Source organism: Sphingobacterium sp. Mn56C (genome assembly GCF_049319645.1).
Classification (GTDB): Bacteria; Bacteroidota; Bacteroidia; order Sphingobacteriales; family Sphingobacteriaceae; genus Sphingobacterium.
The window spans coordinates 86,956-109,027 of the sequence record NZ_JBMOUC010000006.1 but is presented as its reverse complement, the minus strand read 5'-3'; the positions used below and the strand labels follow the sequence as shown (position 1 = coordinate 109,027).

Below are 22,072 nucleotides of genomic sequence, written 5' to 3'. Positions count from 1 at the left end.
TCAAAAGATCAAATAATTAGAGAGATCATGAACAGAAAAAATCTTACCGCAGCAATTTTATTGGGTTTAACCTTCTTGGGTACACAGGGGGTAAAAGCACAAACCAATGACTTTGGCAACCCTAAACTTACACATTTCCTAAATCAGGAGCATACACGTTATATTAGTTTCAGTGGATACGCGGAATTATGGGCACGTTATAGCCAATTAAACCCGGGTACCACGATAAACAATGATCCTGTAAATGGGGTTTCTGATTTATCTTTACGTCGTATCCGTGCAAAGATGACCTATAAGCCTACAGAGAAGTTATACTTTGTATTGCAGATGGGGCCTACAAATGTCAATGTTAACAGTAAAACAAATACCTACATGGATTTGTTAGATGCGTATGCTGAATATAGTTTCAGTCCGAAATTGGCATTTGGTGCCGGTCGGTCTACCTGGCGCGGACTTTCACGCTTTACAACAGGCCCTCAGGCAACTTTATTGTATGATTTGCCTTTATATGCTACCTCGAATAGTGGTATTACCGATATCACGGTTCGTGAAATGAGCGCTTATATTAAAGGACAATTAGGGCGTTTTGATTATAGGTTGGTGGTTGGCGATCCGTATACTGGTGTTACTGCAGATCCTGTGCTTAATAAGGCCAACTTTGGTAAAACACGTGGCAATAAAGATGTTTCTGGATACTTCCGTTACGAATTTTTTGATAAAGAAAGCAATGAAACACCGTTTAATGCAGGAACTTACTTAGGTAAGAAAAAAGTGTTGGCCGTGGGTGGTGGTTTTGAATATATGCATAATGCCCTTGCGCATTTGGATTTGGATAAAACGGTGCAGCATGATGATATGCGCAGCTTTGCGGCCGATATCTTTTACGATGCCCCGTTAAACAAAGAAAAAGGAACCTCTATCAGTGCTTATGGTATGGCTATGCATAATGATTATGGGCCTAATTATGTACGATTCTCAGGTACTAACAATCCTGGTACAGGCGTGGTAGCCACTGGAGCAAGTTTAAATGGTAGTGGCAACGCATTGCCAACCGCAGGAACTGGGAATACCTTTTATGCACAGGTTGGTGGTACATTGCCTTATTTCAGTGCGAAAAACCACAACCTACAGCTGCAACCTGCGGTGTCGGTGCAGTTGGGCGACTATAAGGGTTTAAATCAAACGAGTGCCATTTATGATGCGGGTGTTTCTTTATTGTTTCATGGAAATAGTTCCCGTTTAACATTCGATGCCCAAAATAGACCTATATATACAAACAATGCCGCAAATGAGGCCGTTGTGTCTGACCACAAATGGGCGTTTGTCCTTAAATATAGAATAGACTTTAATTAATTATAATCATGAAAAGAAAAGATTTTATCCAGACAATTGGAGCTGTTGGATTAGCCACTACCGTATCGGGCAGTCTTCTAGCAGCACCTTTAACAAAAAAAGGTAAACAGATTTATTTTCATTATTTGCTGTTCTGGCTTAAGCCATCATTAACGGAGCAGGAGATAGAAGATTTTAAACAGTTTTTTGAGGGATTAAAGAAGCTTCCGTATGTTAAAAATTTGCGTTATGGTGGCCCGGCAGCATCAACACCTAGACCCGTTATGGATAATAGCTTTAGCTATAATGCTTCTATGGAATTTGATAGTTTGGAAGATCTAGAAGCCTATGGTAAGCTTCCGGGGCACTTGGCCTTAGTAGCAAAATATAAACCTTATTTCGACCGTATGATGGTGCATGATTCGGTGTATGAGGTGAAGTAAAGCATTAAAAATTAATAGTTAATAACGGATAACAAAAAAATTATCATAATAATCATGAAAACAATATCAAAATTTTACGTAGCATTGTCATTATTGGCTCTAGGAACAGCGCCAGTATCAGCAGCAACAACAATGAAAGATAAACACGTAATTGTTAAGGAGGAAGAAAAAGAAGGCAGAATGCCTGCCGTACGCTTGATTAATAATCCGGATGGAACCTGTGGTTTTGAAAAAGGTTTTATTCCAACACTTAAACACGCCAATATTACCACCTTCTGGGCAAGTAATAAAACCGAAGATTGGGAAAAAAATGCGCACCCGGCCCCACGTCGTCAGTATGTCGTAACGCTTAAAGGGAAAATTCGTTTTAAAGTAAGCAACGGTTCGACATTTGATATTGAACCTGGTGTAATTTTGCTTGCTGAAGATTTAAAAGGTACAGGTCATAGCTGGGAGATGGTGAATACAAAAACCTGGGAACGCTTATATATCCCTCTTGCTGATGGTGCTGATGATATGTTCGTACCACAGGCTAAATAATTCTTTTATTCATACCATAAAAATAGAGGCTTCCAAAGTAAGCCTCTATTTTTATAGTTTCTTTTTTGTGACAAAGGTGTTTTTTATTTTTTTATACGATACCGTATCGAATGCTTTTCATCAGGTGTCTAAACCGTTGTTAAAACAACTTTTTAACGCTGTTTTCCGCTTATATGTTGTTCTGAAATTAAGAAGCCTTCCTCGTTTTCCTAATTTTTTCTTGCATATAGTAAAAGCTTTAATAGCTTTGTTATCCACAGCATAACGGTGCTGTTGTATGTTAAGGGCCACCCGCAATATATTTAGCCCTTATTTTTTGCGAACAGCATTTCTCCGTCTCAGAGCGATGTGTTAAATACATAACCATTATGAATAGAAGGAACGATCCCCGCGTTGTATGGAATATTAAATCCGAGAAAAAGTATAACTATAGGTTTATGGGTAATGAATTTGTACGCTTAAGCGCGGCCATGCTATCTACATGGGGTAGCTGTAGGGTTAGCTTGGTTAGGTTGCTATCTGTTGCTGCTGCTGTAAGCATGTTTTTTCAAAGGAGGCGTATAACTTATGCTGTTTTTTTATCGCTATTTCTGGCGGTGTTAAGTTGTGGTAATAGAGGAAAGAAAATGAAAACGGAAGAAAAGTTTAGATGGGAGGAGGGCAAAAGTTGCCCATTAGGGTACCCCATCGAGGTTTATAGGGGCGGATTTAGCAATGCCGAGGGTGGTTTTGTTAGTCTATATAGTGGTATTACAGCCGGTACAAGTTATTGGGGAGACGGAGGAAATGGCATGTCCCATGGAGCGAAGCGCTTGCCCGACCGGCTTCATGTGCAGTGGTTGTCTTATGCTGAAGACGCTATTTTTGAGGTGGATGCGGCTATAGATCGGGAGAAGATCGCGGCCTACTTTCGCAAGGGCTGCCAGCGCCGTGCCGCGGATGGAATGCTGTGGGACGATAATTATAACCGTATTCTTGCGGGTTTTGCCCCGGGTGCAGTGGTGGTGGTCTGGGTTGCAGGGCCTGGTGTGCAACAGGAAATTGGTCGTTATCAGGGGCGTAAGATTGAAATCCCCCAGTCTGAAATCCAGGCTTTAGATTACCCCGATAAAATGTTGTTTGATACGGCGTATCGAAAAAAACTTTTTTCTCAAAATAACGTGGTGCCTTTAGAGGTGCAAAAGGCCAATGCGGGGAAGGCTATTCCCTATGGATTATGGGACCTTTACCGTCGTCGTTATGCCTTAAAGGTTGTTTTTAAGCTGCAGAATAAGGCTATACTTGGTGATTGTATTATATTGCATGTAAATGGGGAGCGTAATCATTATTTCCAGGAGTGGAGTTTGCAGGACGAAAAAGACCCGGAAGTATTTTATTATAAGGTCGATCAGGATGGCGGATACGCTATTCCACGGGAGATTATGTTCAACTGGAAAGGAAAGGATGGGTGCCGGTATCATGGGGATTTTGAATTTCTAGAGTCCGAAATTCAAGATGCCTTCACGGCGATATGTGAGCAGGATAAGGATGTGAAGCTGGAACTGCAGGTGCGGGTGAACCTGAGCAACAGTTATGCATCCATACTGCTGCAGGGAAGTAATGGTAAGGAAGTATGGCTGCATCGCCATGAAGAGGCAACATTTTTTAAATTGAAAGATTAGAGGGTATGAGCACCATGGAAAACATAGTTTTTTATGGTTTCTTTTTTGTGACAAAGGAGGGTTTTATTTTTTTATACGATACCGTATCGAATGCTTTTCATCAGGTGTCTAAACCGTTGTTAAAACAACTTTTTAACGCTTTTTTTCCGCTTTTATGTTGTTCTGAAATTAAGAATCCTTCCTCGTCTTACTAATTTTTTCTTGCATATAGTAAAAGCTTTAATAGCTTTGTTATCAACAGCATAACGGTGCTGTTGTATGTTAAGGGGCACCCGCAATATATTTAGCCCTTATTTTTTGCGAACAGCATTTCTCCGTCTCAGAGCGATGTGTTAAATACATAACCATTATGAATAGAAGGAACGATCCCCGCGTTGTATGGAATATTAAATCCGAGGAAAAGTATAACTATAGGTTTATGGGTAATGAATTTGTACGCTTCAGCGCGGCCATGCTATCTACATGGGGTAGCTGTCGGGTTAGGTTGGTTAGGTTGCTATCTGTTGCTGCTGCTGTAAGCCTGTTTTTTCAAAGGAGGCTTTTAACTTATGCTGTTTTTTTGCCGCTATTTCTCGCGGTTTTAAGCTGTGTTGATATCAGAAAGGAAAAGGATATGGATGAAAAATATTCATGGGAGGAGGGCAAAAGTTGCCCATTAGGCTATCCCATAGAGGTTTATAGGGGCGGTTTTAGTAATGTGAACGGTGACTTCGTGAGTTTGTATAGCGGTATTACCGCTGGTACCCGGAATTGGGGAGACGGTGGAAATGGCATGTCTCATGAAGCCAAACTGCTGCCCGACAGGTTATATGTGCAGTGGTTGTCTTATGCTGAGGATGCTATTTTTGAGGTGGATGCTGCGCTAGATAAAGAGAAGATCGCAAGCTACTTTCGAAAGGGTATCCAACGTCGTAGAGCGGAAGGAAACTTGTGCCATGAAGAATATACACGTATTCTTGCAGGTTTTGCTCCGGGTGCTGTGGTGGTGGTTTGGGTTGCAGGTCCTGGTGTGCAGCAGGAAATTGGTCGTTATCAGGGCTATAAAATTGAAATCCCGCAGTCTGAAATCCAGGCTTTAGATTACCCCGATAAGGTTTTATTTGATAGTACGTATAGACCCAAAGTAATGAAAGATCCTGGAATAGTTCCATTAGCGGTTCAGCAGGCCAATGCGGGGAAGGCTATTCCCTATGGATTATGGGACCTTTACCGTCGTCGTTATGCCTTAAAGGTTGTTTTTAAGCTGCAGAATAAGGCTATACTTGGTGATTGTATTATATTGCATGTAAATGGGGAGCGTAATCGTTATTTCCAGGAGTGGAGTTTACAGGACGAAAAAGACCCGGAAGTATTTTATTATAAGGTCGATCAGGATGGCGGATACGCTATTCCACGGGAGATTATCTTCAACTGGAAAGCAAAGGATGGGCGCCGGTATCATGGGGATTTTGAATTTCTAGAGTCCGAAATTCAAGATGCCTTCACGGCGATATGTGAGCAGGATAAGGATGTGAAGCTGGAACTGCAGGTGCGGGTGAACCTGAGCAACAGTTATGCATCCATACTGCTGCAGGGCAGTAATGGTAAGGAAGTATGGCTGCATCGCCATGAAGAGGCAACATTTTTTAAATTGAAAGATTAGAGGGTATGGGTACTTTTGTGTATAACAGTGGTGTGCCGTTGCATTCAAAAGAGGCAAAACACCTAAGCTTCGGTATTTTCTTCGATGGTACCAGCAATAACCGAAATAATACCGAAATACGGAAAAAAGTGCAGAAAGTTGATGAATATGAGGATCAAACAATTGATGCCAATATCGCAACCGCAGAGGAACATAAAATATACAGAGCCAAGGGAATGAAAAGAAGCTGGAAAACCCTGTGGTTACAGCGTCGGGAGGCCGATAATAGCTTCGCGAACGATTTTACCAATGTGGCTAGATTATCTTTTTGCACGGAAGAAAAGTATACTGTATATGTGGAAGGAATCGGTACAGAAGACAACAAGGGGGATACAATTGAAGGGCTTGCTTTAGGCTCGGGGGATACAGGGGTATTAGGAAAGGTAAGAAAAGGCTGTAGATTATTGGTGGAAAAAATTAAAGATCAGATGGATGGTGCGCTAGACCTAACACTCAAATGCCTGACCTTAGATGTTTTCGGTTTCAGCCGTGGGGCGGCGGCGGCGCGTCATTTTATCTTTGAAGTCAATGGAAAAAAGCGGCCTTCGGATGATTTTATTCAAGCTATAGAGGTTCAGGATGGCTATGAGCTGGTCCAGACAGTACCGAACTATGGAAATGATTTTGAAACAACTAGACAGGTACCTCGATATAAGACCATATATGTAAACCAGAGTCAAACCGAGGTAAACCCGGCATATCTACAAGATGGAAAGATGCCCAGCTATGGTTACCTTGGCTATTGTCTGCTTGAAGCAGGAATCCTGTCGGCAAATAACCTGAATGAGCTGCTGATTAATGTACGATTTATAGGCTTATACGATACGGTATCTGCTTATGATGACGTTTATAACGATAAGATAAAAATGATTGGCAAGGTGAGTGAAAACTATATTAAAAATAAAATGGATATAGGGTTTGACAGTGGTATAGATAGCTTACAGCTCAATAATTTGGGGACATTTGGTAAAGCTGTACATTTTGTCGCCATGGATGAACACCGGCTTAATTTTGCATTAACAAAACTTCCTGGCGCTATAGAAAAGTATCTTCCTGGGGTGCATAGCGATATTGGTGGTAGTTATTCCAATGGTTTGGAAGAGGTTATAATCGAGCAGAATCTTTGCCCGGTGAAATTTAAAGGTTTAAAAAATAAACTGATAGAGGAATGCTGGTTTCAGGAGGAGCAATTAATTAAAAAAAAACCAGGTATCCTAATTGGTAAAAGAGAACTTCGAAAGGAATATAGTTTTATAACTTTAAGTTTTATGGAGGAATTTTTTAGAAGTGTGCTTAGTAAAAAGGACCAAATACATTTTCTCCCGAAAACACAAGATTCATTATTGAAATATAGTATTAATGATCCTATACTAATTAAAGCCCAGCAATATTTGCGAAACTATGTATTTGGGGATGGTAAAGCATGGTTATTTCGAAGTGATGCTACATTGCTGGAAGAGCAACAACGAAAAGATCTTTTACGGTTTTTAAAAGAGGCTGATCCACAGAAGCTGCTCAAAAAACTCAGCGTGGTTAAGACCGATCATCTTGGGCCAGCTAAGCGTCGTTCTTTTTTGCCGCTGTCAATTGGTCATCCATCCCCAGGTATAGCGGATATGGAAAATGAAATTACCTATAAAGAAACGGGACACCTGATGTACCATATTCCCGAGGTTGTTGTCTCGGCCTATCCTGAACAGGTTTTATTACGACAGCTCAGGAATCGATTTCTGCATTGGTCTGCAAATATAGGCGCTTTAGGCATGAAACCCACTGCGGATTGGCAGAGAAAGAAATATTAAGTGGAGAAGATGATGTTGAGGTATTTTAATACAGTTACAAGTCCAGACAAAGCAAATGAAGCTGCAAACCAACTGTTATGCGGATTGTTTAGGTTTGTAACTATGCTGCCAGGCCCAGGTGAAAAACGATTTAAGCGTCATATTCGGGAGGTGTCGGTTCATCAACTACAGTTTAAAAACAATGGCCTGCAATACCTGCTGTTATGTAAGAAGTTTTTTTTCGATGATTCGGAGATCTCCGCGATAATCCGAAATACGGCTTATGTTTTTGACTGTTTACACTTAGATATGGATGTAATGCATCGAATTATCGCCATCAAAAACATCGCTGAAATACAGCGAAAGTGGGAACGACAACGAGAAATATTTCGAAAAAATCACGCTGGTGATGCTTTTGAACAGTATGTAGGCATGCTGGATGAACGTGTCTATGTCGAAGAAAAGTTGATAGCCTTTTTAGAAAGCGATACTATGTATGGACTTTTCTTTCAAAGTCTTCGATTATGTGATAATATTGAGGAGCGATCCATGTATAAGGTACAACATGCGGCACATAAAATCATGCTGTGCAGCGGTACTGCAGGTACTGCAGCCTATGAACAATTTGTCTTCGAAAAGGGTTGGCCAATGGAATCTTTGAAAATAGTCGATACATTACAAAATGAAGTGTTATGTCTAGGTTTAAAAAGATAATGGATACAGTTTATACAACAGCAGGCATCCGCCAAGGTAAAAGTATGCTTACGAGAACCTATGCTATACAGGCTTTACAAATAGGTTATATGTTAAATTAAAAAGCTGGCGCACTAGAATGGCGCCAGCTGTAGGTTTGAAGATTAAAAATATATTATTCAGCCTTAATAGGATGCTGTATTAGAATTAACAGCATCATCGTATTGAGATTTATTGCTGCTCAATAAGCTGCCTCCAACTGCACTGCCGGCTCCTAATAATAAAGCAAAGAAACTAAATATGGCAAATTTACCTAGAGCATCTGTAACATCTTCACCCACCACTTTTGCTTTCTGCTCGGCCTCTTCAGACCATTTTTTAACCTTTTGCTTAACCTCTTCAGCAGTATTTACCCAGTTATCTACCGTTTCTCTGGACTCGGCTTTAGACTTACCCGAGCGTTCTGCAACGATATTTGCTAAAGCATCACGATCTACCTCAGATAAAACTTCATCTTTAATATTAAAAAGCTTATTTATTAATTTATCCGCTTGATCGTCTGCATTTTTAGGATTTTCGCCTACTTCTTTTCCCGCCTGTTTAGCATCTTTCGCTATCTCGTCAGCTTTATTTTTTAAGTTTTCAGGTTGAAGTTCTTTTTTACCGGTTTGACGTAGAAGCGTTGTTGCCTCATCTTTAAGTTTTTTCAAGTCTTCATTTTCAATACCCAACTGGCTCCCTAAAACATTTGAAACATCAGGTGCGGAATCCTTAATAGCTCCCCCAGCTGCAGAGAAACTTTTACCGATAACATTTCCTACCCCACCAATAATTGATCCTACGGATGTAGTCACTACATATAAACTAAACAGTGCGAAGATGCTCCAGGTTAATATTCCATGTAATAGACGGTCAATTTTATTGGTTGTCGTTGCTAACCATCCACTCACCCAGCCACCGGCAAACAGGGATATTAAGACCGTTACAATCCACCAAATCATTACACCGGTACCTAATCCGCTGAAAGGTTGAGAATCCGATGTAGGAGTGAAGTTAACAAAACCGATACCAATACCTAATAAAGACAGTAATAGTTGAACGATAATTGCCACAATTACTCCAGCAATAATTGCTCCCCAAGATATTCGGTTTAAATAACGCGAGAGCCTGTTTTTTTCTTGTCTGTATGTTGTTTCCATAAAAAAATAATTAGGGTAAATACTAATAATTAAGTCTAATAAATTTAGTCGTGATCACAGTATTAGAACACAAATCATACGGCTTTAGTTTTATTTTATGGAATAATGTTTTTAAATAGTTAAATTATATCGTGTTTATGCGATAAAAAATTAACAACAAATCTATTTTTAAACTGTTTAAACCTGTTTACTTTCATAAGTAATTGTATGTTTTGGTATTATGATAGTATATTCTACAGTTGCCTAACCTTTGAAATAAAACTTATAGTTAATATATCCTGTCCTGGTCTCCCTTAGATTTCAGCAGGGCTGAACGCTTGTATGCGGCTTAATGTCAGTCCTTAACTTGCTACATTTTTTATTTACTTTTTTTAAACTTAACAGTGTTTACTATATTTGCATAATCATGGGAATAGTAGAACGTAAACAACGGCATAAAGAAGATCTTCGTATGCGTATTTTAGAAGCGGCAAAGAAACTTTTTGTACAAGAAGGCTATGAGGCTACATCGATACGTAAAATTGCTAAGGAAATTGAGTTTAGCCCGACTACAATCTACCTGTACTATAAAGATAAAAATGATATTATGTATGCCCTACATAAAGAGGGGTTTACGATGTTGCGCGAGAAGTTTCAGGTATTAATGAGCGTAGAGCATCCATACGAACGATTGAAAGCAATAGGAAAAACCTATATCGAGTTTGGTTTACATAATCCAGAGTTTTATGAAGTTATGTTTATTATGAAAGAACCCATGGCTTTTATCGATTCCAACTGCGCAGAAGATGAATGGCCGGAAGGACAGCGGGTGTTTGATTTTTTAGAACAAACAATTTCCGATTGTCAGGAGATGGGCTATTTTAAGGGGATGCCAGCACAAGTTTTAGCCTTACAGGCCTGGTTGCTTGTTCACGGTTTAGTATGTGCTTATATTTCTAGGCACTTGATAAAGCTCTCTACCAAATTAAATCCCGATATTGAAGTGGTGGATTTGGTGAATCATGTGTTTCAATCTTACGTTTATTTTTTAGAAAAAACAAAATAACAATAAAAAAAACAACCCAATACTTAACAGTGTTAATAATGAGAACAGTATTAATTTTATGCTGGGTTTTGATCCTTTCCATCAGCAAAAACAACAAGCTTAATGCCCAAGAGTCCATATTGGATTCCTATGTGAAAGAAGGGCTATCCAATAATCTACTCGTAACCCAAAAGGGGCTATCCATAGCGCAATCTGCAAATGCACTAGCCTATGCGAAGCGACTGTATTTACCAACCATAGGTTTTGACCTTATGTATTCAACCGCCGTTGGGGGGCGCTCGATCGATCTTCCTGTGGGCGATATGTTAAACCCCGTGTACCAAACCTTAAACCAGCTCACCCAAACACAAGCCTTTCCAGCAATTGATAATCAAAAGATTCGTTTTTTACCCCATAATTACTACGATGCAAAGATAAGAACGAGCATGCCTGTGTATAATACCGACATCCGTAATAACAAAGAAATCCAGGAAAAGAAAAAGGTCCTTTCCGAAAACGAATTAGAAATTTACCGCCGAGAACTGGTAAAAGAAATTAAAACAGCATACTACAATTACCTTAGCGCAACAGCCGCTGTAGCGATTTATGAAAATGCAATTCAGCTAGCTACCGAAGGTAAACGTGTCAATCAAAAGCTTTTAGAGGCGGGCAAAGGGTTACCCGCCTATGTTATACGTGCTAACGCTGAAATTGCGGAAGGCGAGGCAAAACTTGCACAGGGGTTACAGCAACAGAAAAATGCCCTGCTGTATTTTAATATGTTGCTAAACCGGGATGAACATGCTGAAATTCGGTTAGAGGATGAGAAGGCACTCCACCTACAAGATTTGTTACAGAGCAGCACTGTTAGTATAGTAAACAGGGAAGAAATTGCATCCTTAGCTACGGCAATTGAAATACAGGAAAAGGTCTTGAAAATGAATAAACAGGTTTCATGGCCCAAGTTAAGTGCCTTTTTAGACCTTGGTTCGCAAGCCGAAGGATTAAAGGTCAATAAAAATTCGTCCTATTATATGGTTGGCGCGCAACTTAACGTTCCCATTTTTACATCGGGGCGGAACCGATTAAAAGTTGAAGAAAGCCGTATTGCCATAAAAATGGCACAGAATACCATGCAAAACATGCAACAAAAAATCAACCTGTCTGCAGAAATGGCCAAGAATGACCTTATTGCCCAGTATAAAAATTACGAAAGTGCAGGCACGCAATTAGCTGCGGCAGGAACCTATCAAAGACTTATTCTACGCGGGTTTCAAGAAGGGGTAAATACCTATATCGAAACTGTAGATGCGCGCACACAGTACACCAATGCACAGCTAGCGTATCAGGTAGCGGCTTACAAGGTGCTTACGGCACAAGCGCATTTAGAACGTGAAACTTCATCTTATCCTTTACAATAATCCAAAACATAACACTATGAAAATCTATAAATTGTATTACCTTGGAGTCCTTTTTGTTATTGGAGGCTGCCGTTCGGGCGTACAACAGTCAACTCTAACAATTCAAGATACTGTACCGGTAACCGTAATTCAGCTTCATCATAGGGATGCGGGCAATCAATTTACCGCGACAGGCACTTTCACGACCGAAGATGAAACGGTATTAGGATTTAAAAATGGCGGTATAATAGACCGAATTTTTGTTAAAGAAGGTGATAAAGTGGCAAAAGGGCAGCTGTTAGCTTCGGTATTGACGGCAGAAATTGATGCTAAAGCTGGCCAGGTTAGCTTGTCTATAGAAAAGGCTACCCGCGATTATCAACGTGTGCAACGTTTATACAAAGATAGCGTGGCCACGCTAGAGCAGGTACAGAATGCAAAAACGGCATTAGACTTAGCGCGTCAGGATGAGCATACAACAACATTCAACAAAACCTATTCCAAGATAATAGCACCAGCAAATGGATATGTGCTCGCAAAACTCGCCCATGAAGGGCAGGTCGTGGGGCCTGGTACGCCGGTGTTACAGGTAAACGGTGCGCTCGATAAACCATGGCTGCTGAAAGTTGGTGTTAGCGATACGCAGTGGGCAGGGTTGAAGATTGGAGATGCTGCAACCGTGTATACCGATGCCTTTCCTGCAGCTCCACTTTCTGCTGTCGTGTATAAAAAGGCGGAAGGATTAGATCCGCGTGCGGGAACATTTGCTGTATTTTTAAAACTCCAGACAAAGGAACCTAAACTTGCTGCCGGTGTTTTCGCTAGGGCTGTGATTCATAGCGGAAGTAGCGAAGAGGAGCAGGTTTGGCATATTCCTTTTGAAGCTTTGTTGGATGGCAATGGCAAGGAAGGCTACGTTTTTATTACGGAGGATGGTAAAACAGCGAAAAAACAAAAGGTTCATATCGCGCGCATTGAAAACGACGCTGTAATTGTACAGCAGGGTTTGGAGCATGCGCAAGCCCTCTTGGTTTCGGGAAGCGCCTACTTGGTAGATGGTTCACCAATTCGTATACAAAATCCTATAAAGAATTAACCAGATGAGTTTAATAAAGTATCCAATAAAGAACTATCAGTTTACAATGATTATGTTACTGATGGTTGTAGGTTTAGGAATAACGACCCTATTGCGCATGCCACGTGCGGAAGATCCTGATACAAAACCCGCTAGCTTTCCTATTGTTGTTGTTTATCCGGGGGCAAACCCTAAAGATATGGAGCAGTTGGTTGTAAAACCTATGGAAGCACGTTTCTATGCTTTAGACCATGTAAAGAAAATTAAAACGACCATAAATAACAGTGTCGCCTCTTTGTTTGTTGAGTTTGATTATGGCTCCGACTACGACAGCAAATACCAGGAGATTATCCGTGAGATGAGTGATGTACGGTCCGAGTTGCCCGAAAATATTTATAGCATGGAGGTTTTAAAATTTGACCCTTCGAATGTAAATGTGCTCCAGATTGCACTTGTTTCTGAGAATGTGTCACAGGCAGGCATGAAAAAAGTTGCTGACCGTCTTAAAGAGGACCTTCAGAAGGTTAAAGCTTTGAAGAATGTAACAATTTCAGGCCTTCCAGAACAGCAGGTACGTATAGAATTGGATCAAGCGCGCTTAGCAGCCCTACATATTCCAACCAGTAGGGTGGTTCAGGCAGTGCAAAGCGAAAGTATGAATATCCCTGGAGGTAGCGTAAATGCTGGCGAAAAGGTTTTTAGTGTGAATACCAGCGGCAACTACCAGCATATCGAACAAATAAAGCAGACTATTATTGGTAGTGCCGATGGCAAGAATATCCTCCTAGACGATGTTGCCAATGTATACCCAGCTTTTGGCGAGCGTACCCACATTACCCGATTAAATGGTTACCACAGTGTTTTAGTAAATGCTGCACAGAAAGAGGGATTGAATATTTCCAAATCTCAAGAACAGTACCTGAAGGTACTAAACGATTTTAAGAAAAAGCTTCCTTCCAATATCGATATGGTGGTTACTTTCGACCAGGCAAGCAATGTTAATGCGCGTTTAAGTGGCTTAGGAATTGATTTTGCGATTGCCATTGGTTTGGTATTATTTACTTTAATCCCTTTGGGGATTCGCGCTTCCGCCGTGGTGATGGTGGCCATTCCATTATCTTTGGCTATTGGTGTTATCGCAATGAATGCCTTGGGGTACTCCTTAAATCAGCTCAGTATTGTTGGTTTTGTCGTAGCATTGGGCCTGGTTGTAGACGATAGTATCGTGGTCGTTGAGAATATTGAACGATGGATGCGCGATGGGTATTCACGCATGGAGGCTGCGATAAAAGGAACCGAACAGATTGCTTTGGCGGTAGTAGGCTGTACAGCGACTTTAATAATAGCCTTTTTACCTTTGGTTTTTATGCCCGAGATGGCCGGCGACTTTATCCGCAGCTTACCGATGGCGGTTATTTTATCGGTGTTGGGGTCTATGTTGGTCGCCTTACTTATCGTTCCATTTCTGTCCAGCAAATTATTAAAGCCCCACGCACACGAAGGTGGTAATGTGGTGCTGCGAAAGATGCAAGCGTTAATCCATAAATCTTATGGTGTTATTTTGGATAAAGCCCTGCATAAACCGCGCACAACTTTAATAATAGCCTTCACCGTTTTTGTTGCCTCAGTAGGATTAATTCCTGTTATTGGATTTAGCTTATTTCCGCCTTCCGAGAAGCCGCAGTTTATGATTTATATCTCTTCAGCTTTACAAGGAAACCGGGAAACAACCAATCGGATAACGCAAGAAATTGAAGGCGAATTAAAAAAAATTGCGGCAGTAAAATATTTTACCAGTAATGTGGGTAAGGGGAATCCGCGGATCTATTACAATATGCAGCAATCACCAGAAAACGAATCTAATGCCGATATCTTTGTACAGCTGCATGAGCAGGTAAAATCGAAAGATAAAATTGAACTTATTGAGCGTTTACGTGCGCAATGGAGTTCCTATTTAGGGGCTAAAGTTGAGGTTCGAAATTTTGAACAGGGCGTACCGGTAGCCTCACCAGTAGAGGTACGGCTGTTTGGTGATAACCTAGATACTTTACAGGTATTAACTGCAAAAGTGGAGGCTATATTGAAAAATATTCCCGGTACGGCGTATGTAAATAACCCCATTAAAAATAATAAAACAGACCTTAAGGTTTGTATAAACAGAGATAAGGCGTTGGCATTAGGGGTTGCTCCAAAGGCTATTGATCAAACCATCCGCCTGGCATTGGTTGGCTTAAAAGCCGGAACATATGCCGATCCGAGCACCGACAATAACGACTATTCAATTCTTATTACCACAGCCGGAGGCCCTACAGCAACGCTAAAATCGCTGGAAAATCTGTATGTGAATAATGCCGCGGGGACAGCAATTCCATTGGCACAGCTGGCAACGTTGACCTTTGAAGCATCACCTTCTCAGGTGTACCATTACAATAAAGAACGCATGGCAGCCGTAAATGCTTTTATACAAAAAGGATTTACAGAAAGCAACGTTTTAGACGCCGTGGTTAAGGAGATGGATAAGTTTCATTTTCCTGCAGGTTATCGTTATACAATGGGCGGAGCTATCGAAAGTAAGGAGGCTACATTTGGAGGCTTTGGTACCATAATTTTAATAACGGTTTTTCTATTTGTTGCCGTCTTAATTCTGGAGTTTAAGACCTTCAAAAGTACACTTATTGTTCTATCTGTAATACCATTGGGAGTAGTAGGCGCAGTGCTGGCCTTATTTATCACCGGCAATACCCTGTCGTTTGTAGCGACTGTAGGTATCGTCGCATTGGCAGGTATAGAGGTGAAAAATACAATTTTATTGGTCGATTTTACCAATCAGCTGCGTAAAGAAGGAATGGCGCTGGATGAAGCTATAGAGAAGGCTGGTGAGGTACGTTTTTTGCCGATAATCCTTACGTCTATGACCGCAATCGGCGGACTACTTCCTATTGCTTGGTCTTCAAATCCGCTGATATCGCCGTTGGCGATTGTTATGATTGGGGGTTTAATAAGTTCTACCTTGCTATCGCGTATTGTAACGCCTGTTGTTTATAAATTAATTCCACCACAAATTCAAGCATAAAACACCATTACAAATGAAATATTATCTTTTCCTATGCACCTTTTTATGTGCTACATTAACCGCATTTGGACAGTCTATTACGGCTGCAAATGGGGTATGGTTAAATCCGGATAAAGACGGTAAAATAGAAGTCTATGAATCATCAGGAAAGATTTATGCCAAGATTATATGGATAAAATCACCTTTCGAAACGGATGGTAAAACCCCACGTAAAGACCGTAAAAACGAAGATGCAGCGTTGCGTGATAGAACGATACAGGGCTTAATTGTCTTTTCGGGTTTTGTTTTTAAGGATAATACCTGGGTAGAAGGCAAAATTTATGACCCTAAATCGGGTAAAACCTTTAGCGGCAAATTTACCCTCAATAAGGGTAAGCTGGAGGTACGTGGATATATAGGTACCCCAATGCTGGGCAAGACCATGGTATTTACAAAAGCCTAAAGCCCAGTATACTAATTTTCCTCAGCTATAAGGCGTATACCTTCGGCATAAGTTGTTACCCTAAACTGAGGAAAATTAGCTTTGAATTTCGTTGAGTCAAAAATATTATCCGTTGCATACCTCGGCAGCAGTTCTTGTATTTCCTTAGCCCTCGAATTAAACAATCCTCCTAAAATTAACAGCCATTTCGGCAGCACCGTATACGTAATTTTTTTGTTGTAGACAAGACCAACCTGTTCAATAAACTGTTTGTAGGTCAGTCGGTTATCGTCGCAAGGCAAATGCCAGGTTTGGTTATAAGCCGATGCCGTGTTGCCGATTAATGCTGTAGCTTTACTGGCGTCGGGCGTCCATATCAAAGTGCGTAGAACATTATCATTTATAAAAACACGCAACTTTTTATGCTGCTTAAGTGCCTCAAAAATGGTGGTATTGGTAATGCTTTGCGTCTTACCGGGGCCGTAAAATTCGGGCGCTCTACAAATTACTGCTTCCAGGGTTTTAGCATTAATTTCGTTTAGCAGCAGTTGCGCCACCTGTGCCCGAACCCGTCCTTTTCTTCCTACCGGTTCGAAAGCCGACTCCTCCGTCTGTGGTATATTGTTTTGCGCATACATATACGTATTGTCAAAGAATACCAGCTTTGCTTGATGCTGTTTACAGGCAGCGATTACATGTTGCATCATAACAGGAAACTGCTCTTCCATCATAGCCGTATCCATGGGAAGGCCAACGGTAAGGTAAACTATTGCGCTCCCAGCTACCGCTTCGCTAGTTTTTTGGGCATCCAAAAGGTTGGCGGCAAAAAGCTCATCGTCACCGTTTATCTGTTTGGGTTTTCGGCTTACCAAACGTAAATCTGTTGTATATTTTTTGCGTAGCTCCCGTGCTAGTTCTTCGGCAATTTGCCCATTGCTACCTAATATGGTTTGTTTCATAAATAGTGTAAAGGATAGTATACCTAATTTACAATTTAATAGGCCACCTTGTTTTCATGTTTAGGTAAATAAAGCAAAAAACAAGGCGCTTTTACCTAAGACGTTGAAAAATATAAAGCCGCAAGCTCCTTATTTACCGCAGCACCCGTAAAATTTCCTGCGGCTACAGCGTTGGCAACGGATCGTTGTGGCGAGGTATTATCGCCACAGGCAAAAACTGCAGGGATGTTGGTTTGCTGCATGTTATTGACGGCAATATATCCGGCAGCATTCGTTGCTAAGGCTAAATCTTCCACAAAAGAGCCGTTTAATGAAAATCCAACTTTAGCATATACCGCATCAAAAGGTAGGCTATAGCTATCGGCAAAGCGAACCTCTTGAATATGGCCATTTTGATGGATAAATTCTGAAACAGGCGTTTCAATAATACGGATATCTTTAGCCTGTAGAAGCTGTACCTCATCCGTCGAAAGTCCGGATGGCCCATTTGTAAGCAAAGTAACCTTCGCTGATAAAAGGCGTAGTAAAGGGAGCAAATGCATGGCCATTTCACCTTGCGCCATCACAGCCAATTCCTGGCCTTTAAATTCGTAGCCATGGCAATACGGACAGTGTAACAGGCTGATGCCCCAGCAAGCCTCGGCGCCTTTTATTGGGGGTAAAATATCCAATATACCATTGGCTAAAATTAGTTTTTTAGCATAAAAAGTCTGTTTAGTATCCGTTTGTATGGAGATAGCATCCGCCTTATACCTAGCCTTTGTTGCCTTTGCGTTGTAAAATGTTACGGTAGGATATTGGGCAACCTGCGTTTTTGCTTGAGCCGCAATAACAGCAGGAGCTTGTCCGTCGTGCGTTATAAAGTTGTGCGATTCCGGCGTCTGCCGATTGCAGGGCTTTCCAGCATCGATTATTAAAATCCGATGTGAAAAACGAGCCAGCGACATTGCTGCAGAAAGGCCGGCATAACTGCCGCCAATCACAATAACATCATAAGATTGTTCCATATGCATCGAGTTATTTTAGTATTATCTGTCTAATATTAAGGCTAATTCTATTTCATGTAAAATGGGAATATTATCATAACCCAAGAGCGGAATAGAATCCTTAATTTTTCGCGCCTCCTTTACAGCATAAAGATGCAAACCTATTATTTCCCAGTTTCTTTTCTGATAAAACTTTAAGGCCCGCAGGTTATCGTTTGTTGTGACCAACCATACCTTAGCAATTGTATTATAATCAATTTCTTTTAAAAATGTTGCCATCAAAAGACTTCCTACCCCACGGTTTTCTTTGGCGCTATCTAAGGATACAAGTTCGATTTCATTTCCTATTTTATGATACGTAAGCAAGCCAATAATGCAATTGTCTTCGTATACAAAGTAGCCTTCCAGATTTTGTATATAATGCTTCTTGCCACGAGTGACCATAAAATCTGTAGACCAATTTTTTATAAAATAAGCTATAATCTGCTGTTTGTTACGGCTATTAATTTTAACTATTTCCATCTCCTTATGTTTTACTGTTAAACGCCCATCCCTCGTGGCGCATAGCAGATTATACCCACACCAATCAAGGCCACTACAGCACCGATAATATCAAAGCGATCGGGGGAGTAATCATCAAACTTCATGGCCCACAAAATTGACATGACAATAAATATACCGCCATAGGTAGCATAGGTGCGCGCAAAATTTACCTCCTGCCAGGTGGCCACAACACCATAGGCTACAAGAATTAAAGCGCCGATAAGGCCATACCACCAAGGTTTATCATTTTTTAACCATATCCACATCAAATATCCACCACCGATTTCACATAACCCAGCTAACATAAAAATGCCTAAAGATTTTATAATTGCCATTATTTATCGTATTAATAAACCATAAAATTGGTGTTTTTTCTGTAGAAAAAAGCCTAAAAGCGATGTTTTCTACTTTTTTGACATCCAATCTTCATAAGAGATAACCCCTAATTCGGGCTTCCCATCTCCTTCAAGAAGCGCTATAAATTCGAGGCTATTTCCATCAGGGTCGTTGAAATAAATGGTTAAAGCAGGCATCCAAGCAAATACCATAGGTTTAGTACTGCCATCTTTTAAGAAATTATAGGGCTGGAGGCTATTATTTTGTAAAAAATCTATCGCATGGTTTAAGATATACTCCTTCGTGCTGGAGAAGGCAAAATGCCGCGTTTGCAAATTTTCTTTCTGCTCCCATAAGCCCAGCATAGCCTGCTTATTATCGCCAATCCAAAAGAAGGCAATCGGACGGTTTTCGTCCTTATGTGCAAAGGTAAGTCCTAAAACCTCCGTGTAAAATCGTATAGAATCGGATAAGTCACTTACTTGAATATGCGTCTCATATAGTCCTTTTATCATACCAATATGTATAAAATATATACCCAAAGATAGTGACGTTTACACCCTTGAAAAAGGGCTATTTGGGTGAAAAAAAGACCAATTTTACGGTTTAAGATTGGTTGTATAGCAACATCTTTCTAGGATTATGGAAGCGTTCTATATGTATAAGGGCGTACACCATTATGCTGGGCAAAGAATCGGGAAAAATGCGTCGGTGTATCGAAATTCAATTCCGTAGCAATTTCCTTAATACTTTTGTGAGTATATTTTAAGAGGTATTCTGCTTCCTGCATAATACGGTTATGAATAAATTTTAGGGCTGGATAGCCTAACTGTTCAACTACACATTCGCTCAGGTATTTCGGCGATATAAAAAGCTGGTCAGCATAAGCCGCCACAGTTTTATGGATGCGAAACTGCTGTTCCACCAATTGCCGAAACTGGTGCATAACCTGAAATTTACGATTTATCCGTGTCTCCGAGTTAAGCAAGCATAGCTCACAAATACGATTATAATCATACAGCATTTGCAGCAGGTATAGGCGTATCATATCTATGCCAAAGGCAGAGTTATCTTCAATTTCTTGGGATATTTTGTCGAATTTATACATAAAATCCCTGTATTTTGAGCGCAAAAGCGGAAAAACAGGCGGATAGTTGGGGTTAATAAACAAAAGGTCGTCCAAGACCGAAGCTTTTGTCCATGCCATTTTTAAGAAGCTACTTTCAAAAAGCAAAACCTTCGCTTGGAAGTCCGGCTCAGGACTATGCGCCGCGACCCAGCACATGTCGGGGATGATGCTTACGGTATTGGGTTTGATAACAAACTTATGTCCGCCAACATTAATTCGGCAGCGTCCAGACTTACCCAATATAACAACGTAAAACTGTACCTGCGTAGGTATTAAGGAAAAAAGCTCCACCCCATTATCCCAGTTAAAAAACATAATGCCGTCCAGCCGTTTTGTGGTCTTTGGCAGTATGCCGGATGTGGTAAGCAGTGCTAAAGTAAGGCGCTGTAAAGATTGCATTTTAAATTACCGTAGAAAACCAAAAGTATAAAATCTATCTAGTTAACGGCAATACTGGGCGATAATTTGACAAAAGTTTATTTTGTTCTTTAATTTTTATGGGCAACAATAATTTGCTTGGCCTGAAAAAAGGAAAAAATCCGTGTGAAGTTGGTAAAAAAGTGTTGACCCTGGCCTGATTTTTTCGGATTTATTTTTTGCTATCTTGCCTGCTTAATCGTTATATTAAATGTCATTAATCAAGAATATTTATAACCCAGCTTTCTATAATCACCTAGCCGGCTATTTCGCACGCTATATACCTGATTTTAATGCACAATTATTTTTAAAGGCAATCTATGTGCCTACTTTCGAGGAGATGGAGTGGAAAGAAAGAGTTGAACATTCCACCTCCGTTTTACGGCACGTTCTGCCTCCTGAATATAAAACGGCGGTATCGGTTATCTTACAAATTACCGCAGCGATTCAGGCCGATTACCCCGACGAGGAAAAACTGGCGTATGTTATCTTTCCGAACTTTATAGCAGTCTATGGACTGGACGATTTTGAGGCTTCCATTAACGCTATGGAGCATATAACGCAATTTATAAGTTGCGAATTTGCGGTGCGTCCATTTATGGTAAAATATCCGGAGCAGATGTTGGCACAGATGACGCGTTGGGCACAACATCCAAATTATAAAGTACGTCGACTTGCAAGTGAAGGTAGTCGCCCTCGGTTGCCATGGGCGATGGCGCTACCCCTATTAAAGAAAGACCCTACACCGGTGTTGCCGTTGTTACATCTTTTAATGGAAGATGAGTCAGCCTGGGTTCGGAAGAGTGTAGCCAATCATTTAAACGATATATCCAAAGATAACCCCAATGTATTTTTGGCCTTCGTAAAAGAATGGAAGGGGCGATCTAAAGATATTGATGCCTTAATAAAACATGCTTCGCGTACATTGTTAAAACAAGCACATCCCGAGGTGGTTGCCTTATTTGCCTTAAATCAAACGGCATTTTCTTTTTCAAATTTTGCAATAGAAAGCCCGGTAGTAGATTGGGGTAATGCGGTTGTATTTACGTTTGATGTGCAGAATAAATCTTCCAACGCCGTTTTGTTGCGCTTGGAGTATGCCATGTATTACCGCAAAGCAAATGGTACTTTAACAAAAAAAGTCTTCAAGATTAGCGAGCGAACAGTAGCTGCTGCAGAAAAAATTAATATCAGCCGAAGGCAGTCATTTAAAGCCATTACAACACGTGTATATTACCCCGGCGAGCATCGGGTTGCGGTAATTGTAAATGGTGTAGAACAGGAGGCAGGAGTCTTTGTACTTGGTGAAGCAGATTAACCATTGCTGGCATAAAATTGGTGCGCATGGTATCAAAAAACCAAAGGAGGAATCTTTGCGC

The 22,072-nt window shown here is 40.7% G+C and carries 20 protein-coding genes; 13 read left to right on the top strand and 7 right to left on the bottom strand.

The features are described 5' to 3' along the window. Window positions 1-27: 27 nt before the first annotated feature. From ACL9RF_RS14430 to ACL9RF_RS14400, 7 genes are all read left to right on the top strand, one after another. Window positions 28-1,353, top strand: coding sequence for a hypothetical protein (locus ACL9RF_RS14430; protein WP_422801341.1), 1,326 nt, complete (start codon window positions 28-30; stop codon window positions 1,351-1,353). An 8-nt stretch (window positions 1,354-1,361) separates the two neighbouring features. Then, window positions 1,362-1,775 carry a Dabb family protein gene (locus tag ACL9RF_RS14425; protein WP_422801340.1) on the top strand — a complete coding sequence of 138 codons (414 nt, stop codon included), beginning with the start codon at window positions 1,362-1,364 and terminating at the stop codon, window positions 1,773-1,775. A gap of 54 nt (window positions 1,776-1,829) precedes the next feature. Continuing rightward, window positions 1,830-2,315: a hypothetical protein gene (locus ACL9RF_RS14420; protein ID WP_422801339.1), complete on the top strand. Its 486-nt coding sequence runs from the start codon at window positions 1,830-1,832 to the stop codon at window positions 2,313-2,315. 368 nt (window positions 2,316-2,683) lie between these two features. After that, entirely contained in the window at window positions 2,684-3,976 is a 1,293-nt protein-coding gene (locus tag ACL9RF_RS14415; protein WP_422801338.1) for a DUF2931 family protein, read from the top strand. Between the two features lie 349 nt (window positions 3,977-4,325). Beyond that, on the top strand, window positions 4,326-5,618 hold the full coding sequence (locus tag ACL9RF_RS14410) for a DUF2931 family protein (protein ID WP_422801337.1): 1,293 nt from the start codon (window positions 4,326-4,328) through the stop codon (window positions 5,616-5,618). Between the two features lie 5 nt (window positions 5,619-5,623). Further along, window positions 5,624-7,459 (top strand): phospholipase effector Tle1 domain-containing protein, encoded by a 1,836-nt coding sequence (locus tag ACL9RF_RS14405; protein ID WP_422801336.1) that lies wholly within the window; start codon window positions 5,624-5,626, stop codon window positions 7,457-7,459. A 9-nt stretch (window positions 7,460-7,468) separates the two neighbouring features. Further along, on the top strand, window positions 7,469-8,152 hold the full coding sequence (locus tag ACL9RF_RS14400; RefSeq protein ID WP_422801335.1) for a hypothetical protein: 684 nt from the start codon (window positions 7,469-7,471) through the stop codon (window positions 8,150-8,152). A gap of 164 nt (window positions 8,153-8,316) precedes the next feature. On the opposite strand, the gene ACL9RF_RS14395 is transcribed toward ACL9RF_RS14400, so the two are convergent. Then, window positions 8,317-9,330: a hypothetical protein gene (locus ACL9RF_RS14395; RefSeq protein ID WP_422801334.1), complete on the bottom strand. Its 1,014-nt coding sequence runs from the start codon at window positions 9,328-9,330 to the stop codon at window positions 8,317-8,319. A gap of 406 nt (window positions 9,331-9,736) precedes the next feature. Between ACL9RF_RS14395 and ACL9RF_RS14390 the strand changes: the two genes are divergently transcribed. Genes ACL9RF_RS14390 through ACL9RF_RS14370 form a run of 5 tightly spaced genes read left to right on the top strand, consistent with a single transcriptional unit; the run spans window position 9,737 to window position 16,344 of the window. Then, entirely contained in the window at window positions 9,737-10,375 is a 639-nt protein-coding gene (locus ACL9RF_RS14390) for a TetR/AcrR family transcriptional regulator (protein WP_422801333.1), read from the top strand. Between the two features lie 38 nt (window positions 10,376-10,413). Continuing rightward, entirely contained in the window at window positions 10,414-11,775 is a 1,362-nt protein-coding gene (locus ACL9RF_RS14385) for a TolC family protein (RefSeq protein WP_422801332.1), read from the top strand. Window positions 11,776-11,791: 16 nt separating this feature from the next. Next, window positions 11,792-12,850 carry an efflux RND transporter periplasmic adaptor subunit gene (locus ACL9RF_RS14380; protein WP_422801331.1) on the top strand — a complete coding sequence of 353 codons (1,059 nt, stop codon included), beginning with the start codon at window positions 11,792-11,794 and terminating at the stop codon, window positions 12,848-12,850. Between the two features lie 4 nt (window positions 12,851-12,854). Next, complete coding sequence (locus ACL9RF_RS14375; RefSeq protein ID WP_422801330.1) at window positions 12,855-15,902, top strand: efflux RND transporter permease subunit; 3,048 nt, start codon at window positions 12,855-12,857, stop codon at window positions 15,900-15,902. 13 nt (window positions 15,903-15,915) lie between these two features. Beyond that, window positions 15,916-16,344, top strand: a complete 429-nt coding sequence (locus tag ACL9RF_RS14370; RefSeq protein ID WP_422801329.1) for a DUF2147 domain-containing protein — start codon at window positions 15,916-15,918, stop codon at window positions 16,342-16,344. Between the two features lie 11 nt (window positions 16,345-16,355). Here ACL9RF_RS14370 and ACL9RF_RS14365 read toward each other — a convergent pair whose 3' ends face one another. The 6 genes from ACL9RF_RS14365 to ACL9RF_RS14340 all read right to left on the bottom strand — a co-directional run bounded on the left by ACL9RF_RS14365 (window position 16,356) and on the right by ACL9RF_RS14340 (window position 20,675). Beyond that, window positions 16,356-17,282, bottom strand: a complete 927-nt coding sequence (locus ACL9RF_RS14365) for an NAD-dependent epimerase/dehydratase family protein (protein WP_422801328.1) — start codon at window positions 17,280-17,282, stop codon at window positions 16,356-16,358. Window positions 17,283-17,377: 95 nt separating this feature from the next. Beyond that, window positions 17,378-18,289: an NAD(P)/FAD-dependent oxidoreductase gene (locus ACL9RF_RS14360; RefSeq protein WP_422801327.1), complete on the bottom strand. Its 912-nt coding sequence runs from the start codon at window positions 18,287-18,289 to the stop codon at window positions 17,378-17,380. A 21-nt stretch (window positions 18,290-18,310) separates the two neighbouring features. Next, window positions 18,311-18,790, bottom strand: coding sequence for a GNAT family N-acetyltransferase (locus tag ACL9RF_RS14355; protein ID WP_422801326.1), 480 nt, complete (start codon window positions 18,788-18,790; stop codon window positions 18,311-18,313). 17 nt (window positions 18,791-18,807) lie between these two features. Further along, a complete protein-coding gene (locus ACL9RF_RS14350) occupies window positions 18,808-19,146 on the bottom strand; it encodes a YnfA family protein (protein WP_422801325.1) in 339 nt (112 codons plus the stop codon). 69 nt (window positions 19,147-19,215) lie between these two features. After that, a complete protein-coding gene (locus ACL9RF_RS14345) occupies window positions 19,216-19,662 on the bottom strand; it encodes a VOC family protein (protein WP_422801324.1) in 447 nt (148 codons plus the stop codon). Between the two features lie 125 nt (window positions 19,663-19,787). Next, window positions 19,788-20,675, bottom strand: a complete 888-nt coding sequence (locus ACL9RF_RS14340) for an AraC family transcriptional regulator (protein WP_422801323.1) — start codon at window positions 20,673-20,675, stop codon at window positions 19,788-19,790. Window positions 20,676-20,904: 229 nt separating this feature from the next. Between ACL9RF_RS14340 and ACL9RF_RS14335 the strand changes: the two genes are divergently transcribed. Further along, window positions 20,905-22,011 (top strand): DNA alkylation repair protein, encoded by a 1,107-nt coding sequence (locus ACL9RF_RS14335; protein ID WP_422801322.1) that lies wholly within the window; start codon window positions 20,905-20,907, stop codon window positions 22,009-22,011. The last annotated feature ends 61 nt before the right edge of the window (window positions 22,012-22,072 follow it).

Excerpts from the sequence above, each read along its gene's own strand:
- ACL9RF_RS14430 (WP_422801341.1), top strand. The coding sequence starts at position 28 with ATGAACAGAAAAAATCTTACCGCAGCAATTTTATTGGGTTTAACCTTC.
- ACL9RF_RS14425 (WP_422801340.1), top strand. The coding sequence starts at position 1,362 with ATGAAAAGAAAAGATTTTATCCAGACAATTGGAGCTGTTGGATTAGCC.
- ACL9RF_RS14420 (WP_422801339.1), top strand. The coding sequence starts at position 1,830 with ATGAAAACAATATCAAAATTTTACGTAGCATTGTCATTATTGGCTCTA.
- ACL9RF_RS14415 (WP_422801338.1), top strand. The coding sequence starts at position 2,684 with ATGAATAGAAGGAACGATCCCCGCGTTGTATGGAATATTAAATCCGAG.
- ACL9RF_RS14410 (WP_422801337.1), top strand. The coding sequence starts at position 4,326 with ATGAATAGAAGGAACGATCCCCGCGTTGTATGGAATATTAAATCCGAG.
- ACL9RF_RS14405 (WP_422801336.1), top strand. The coding sequence starts at position 5,624 with ATGGGTACTTTTGTGTATAACAGTGGTGTGCCGTTGCATTCAAAAGAG.
- ACL9RF_RS14400 (WP_422801335.1), top strand. The coding sequence starts at position 7,469 with ATGATGTTGAGGTATTTTAATACAGTTACAAGTCCAGACAAAGCAAAT.
- ACL9RF_RS14395 (WP_422801334.1), bottom strand. The coding sequence starts at position 9,330 with ATGGAAACAACATACAGACAAGAAAAAAACAGGCTCTCGCGTTATTTA.
- ACL9RF_RS14390 (WP_422801333.1), top strand. The coding sequence starts at position 9,737 with ATGGGAATAGTAGAACGTAAACAACGGCATAAAGAAGATCTTCGTATG.
- ACL9RF_RS14385 (WP_422801332.1), top strand. The coding sequence starts at position 10,414 with ATGAGAACAGTATTAATTTTATGCTGGGTTTTGATCCTTTCCATCAGC.
- ACL9RF_RS14380 (WP_422801331.1), top strand. The coding sequence starts at position 11,792 with ATGAAAATCTATAAATTGTATTACCTTGGAGTCCTTTTTGTTATTGGA.
- ACL9RF_RS14375 (WP_422801330.1), top strand. The coding sequence starts at position 12,855 with ATGAGTTTAATAAAGTATCCAATAAAGAACTATCAGTTTACAATGATT.
- ACL9RF_RS14370 (WP_422801329.1), top strand. The coding sequence starts at position 15,916 with ATGAAATATTATCTTTTCCTATGCACCTTTTTATGTGCTACATTAACC.
- ACL9RF_RS14365 (WP_422801328.1), bottom strand. The coding sequence starts at position 17,282 with ATGAAACAAACCATATTAGGTAGCAATGGGCAAATTGCCGAAGAACTA.
- ACL9RF_RS14360 (WP_422801327.1), bottom strand. The coding sequence starts at position 18,289 with ATGGAACAATCTTATGATGTTATTGTGATTGGCGGCAGTTATGCCGGC.
- ACL9RF_RS14355 (WP_422801326.1), bottom strand. The coding sequence starts at position 18,790 with ATGGAAATAGTTAAAATTAATAGCCGTAACAAACAGCAGATTATAGCT.
- ACL9RF_RS14350 (WP_422801325.1), bottom strand. The coding sequence starts at position 19,146 with ATGGCAATTATAAAATCTTTAGGCATTTTTATGTTAGCTGGGTTATGT.
- ACL9RF_RS14345 (WP_422801324.1), bottom strand. The coding sequence starts at position 19,662 with ATGATAAAAGGACTATATGAGACGCATATTCAAGTAAGTGACTTATCC.
- ACL9RF_RS14340 (WP_422801323.1), bottom strand. The coding sequence starts at position 20,675 with ATGCAATCTTTACAGCGCCTTACTTTAGCACTGCTTACCACATCCGGC.
- ACL9RF_RS14335 (WP_422801322.1), top strand. The coding sequence starts at position 20,905 with ATGTCATTAATCAAGAATATTTATAACCCAGCTTTCTATAATCACCTA.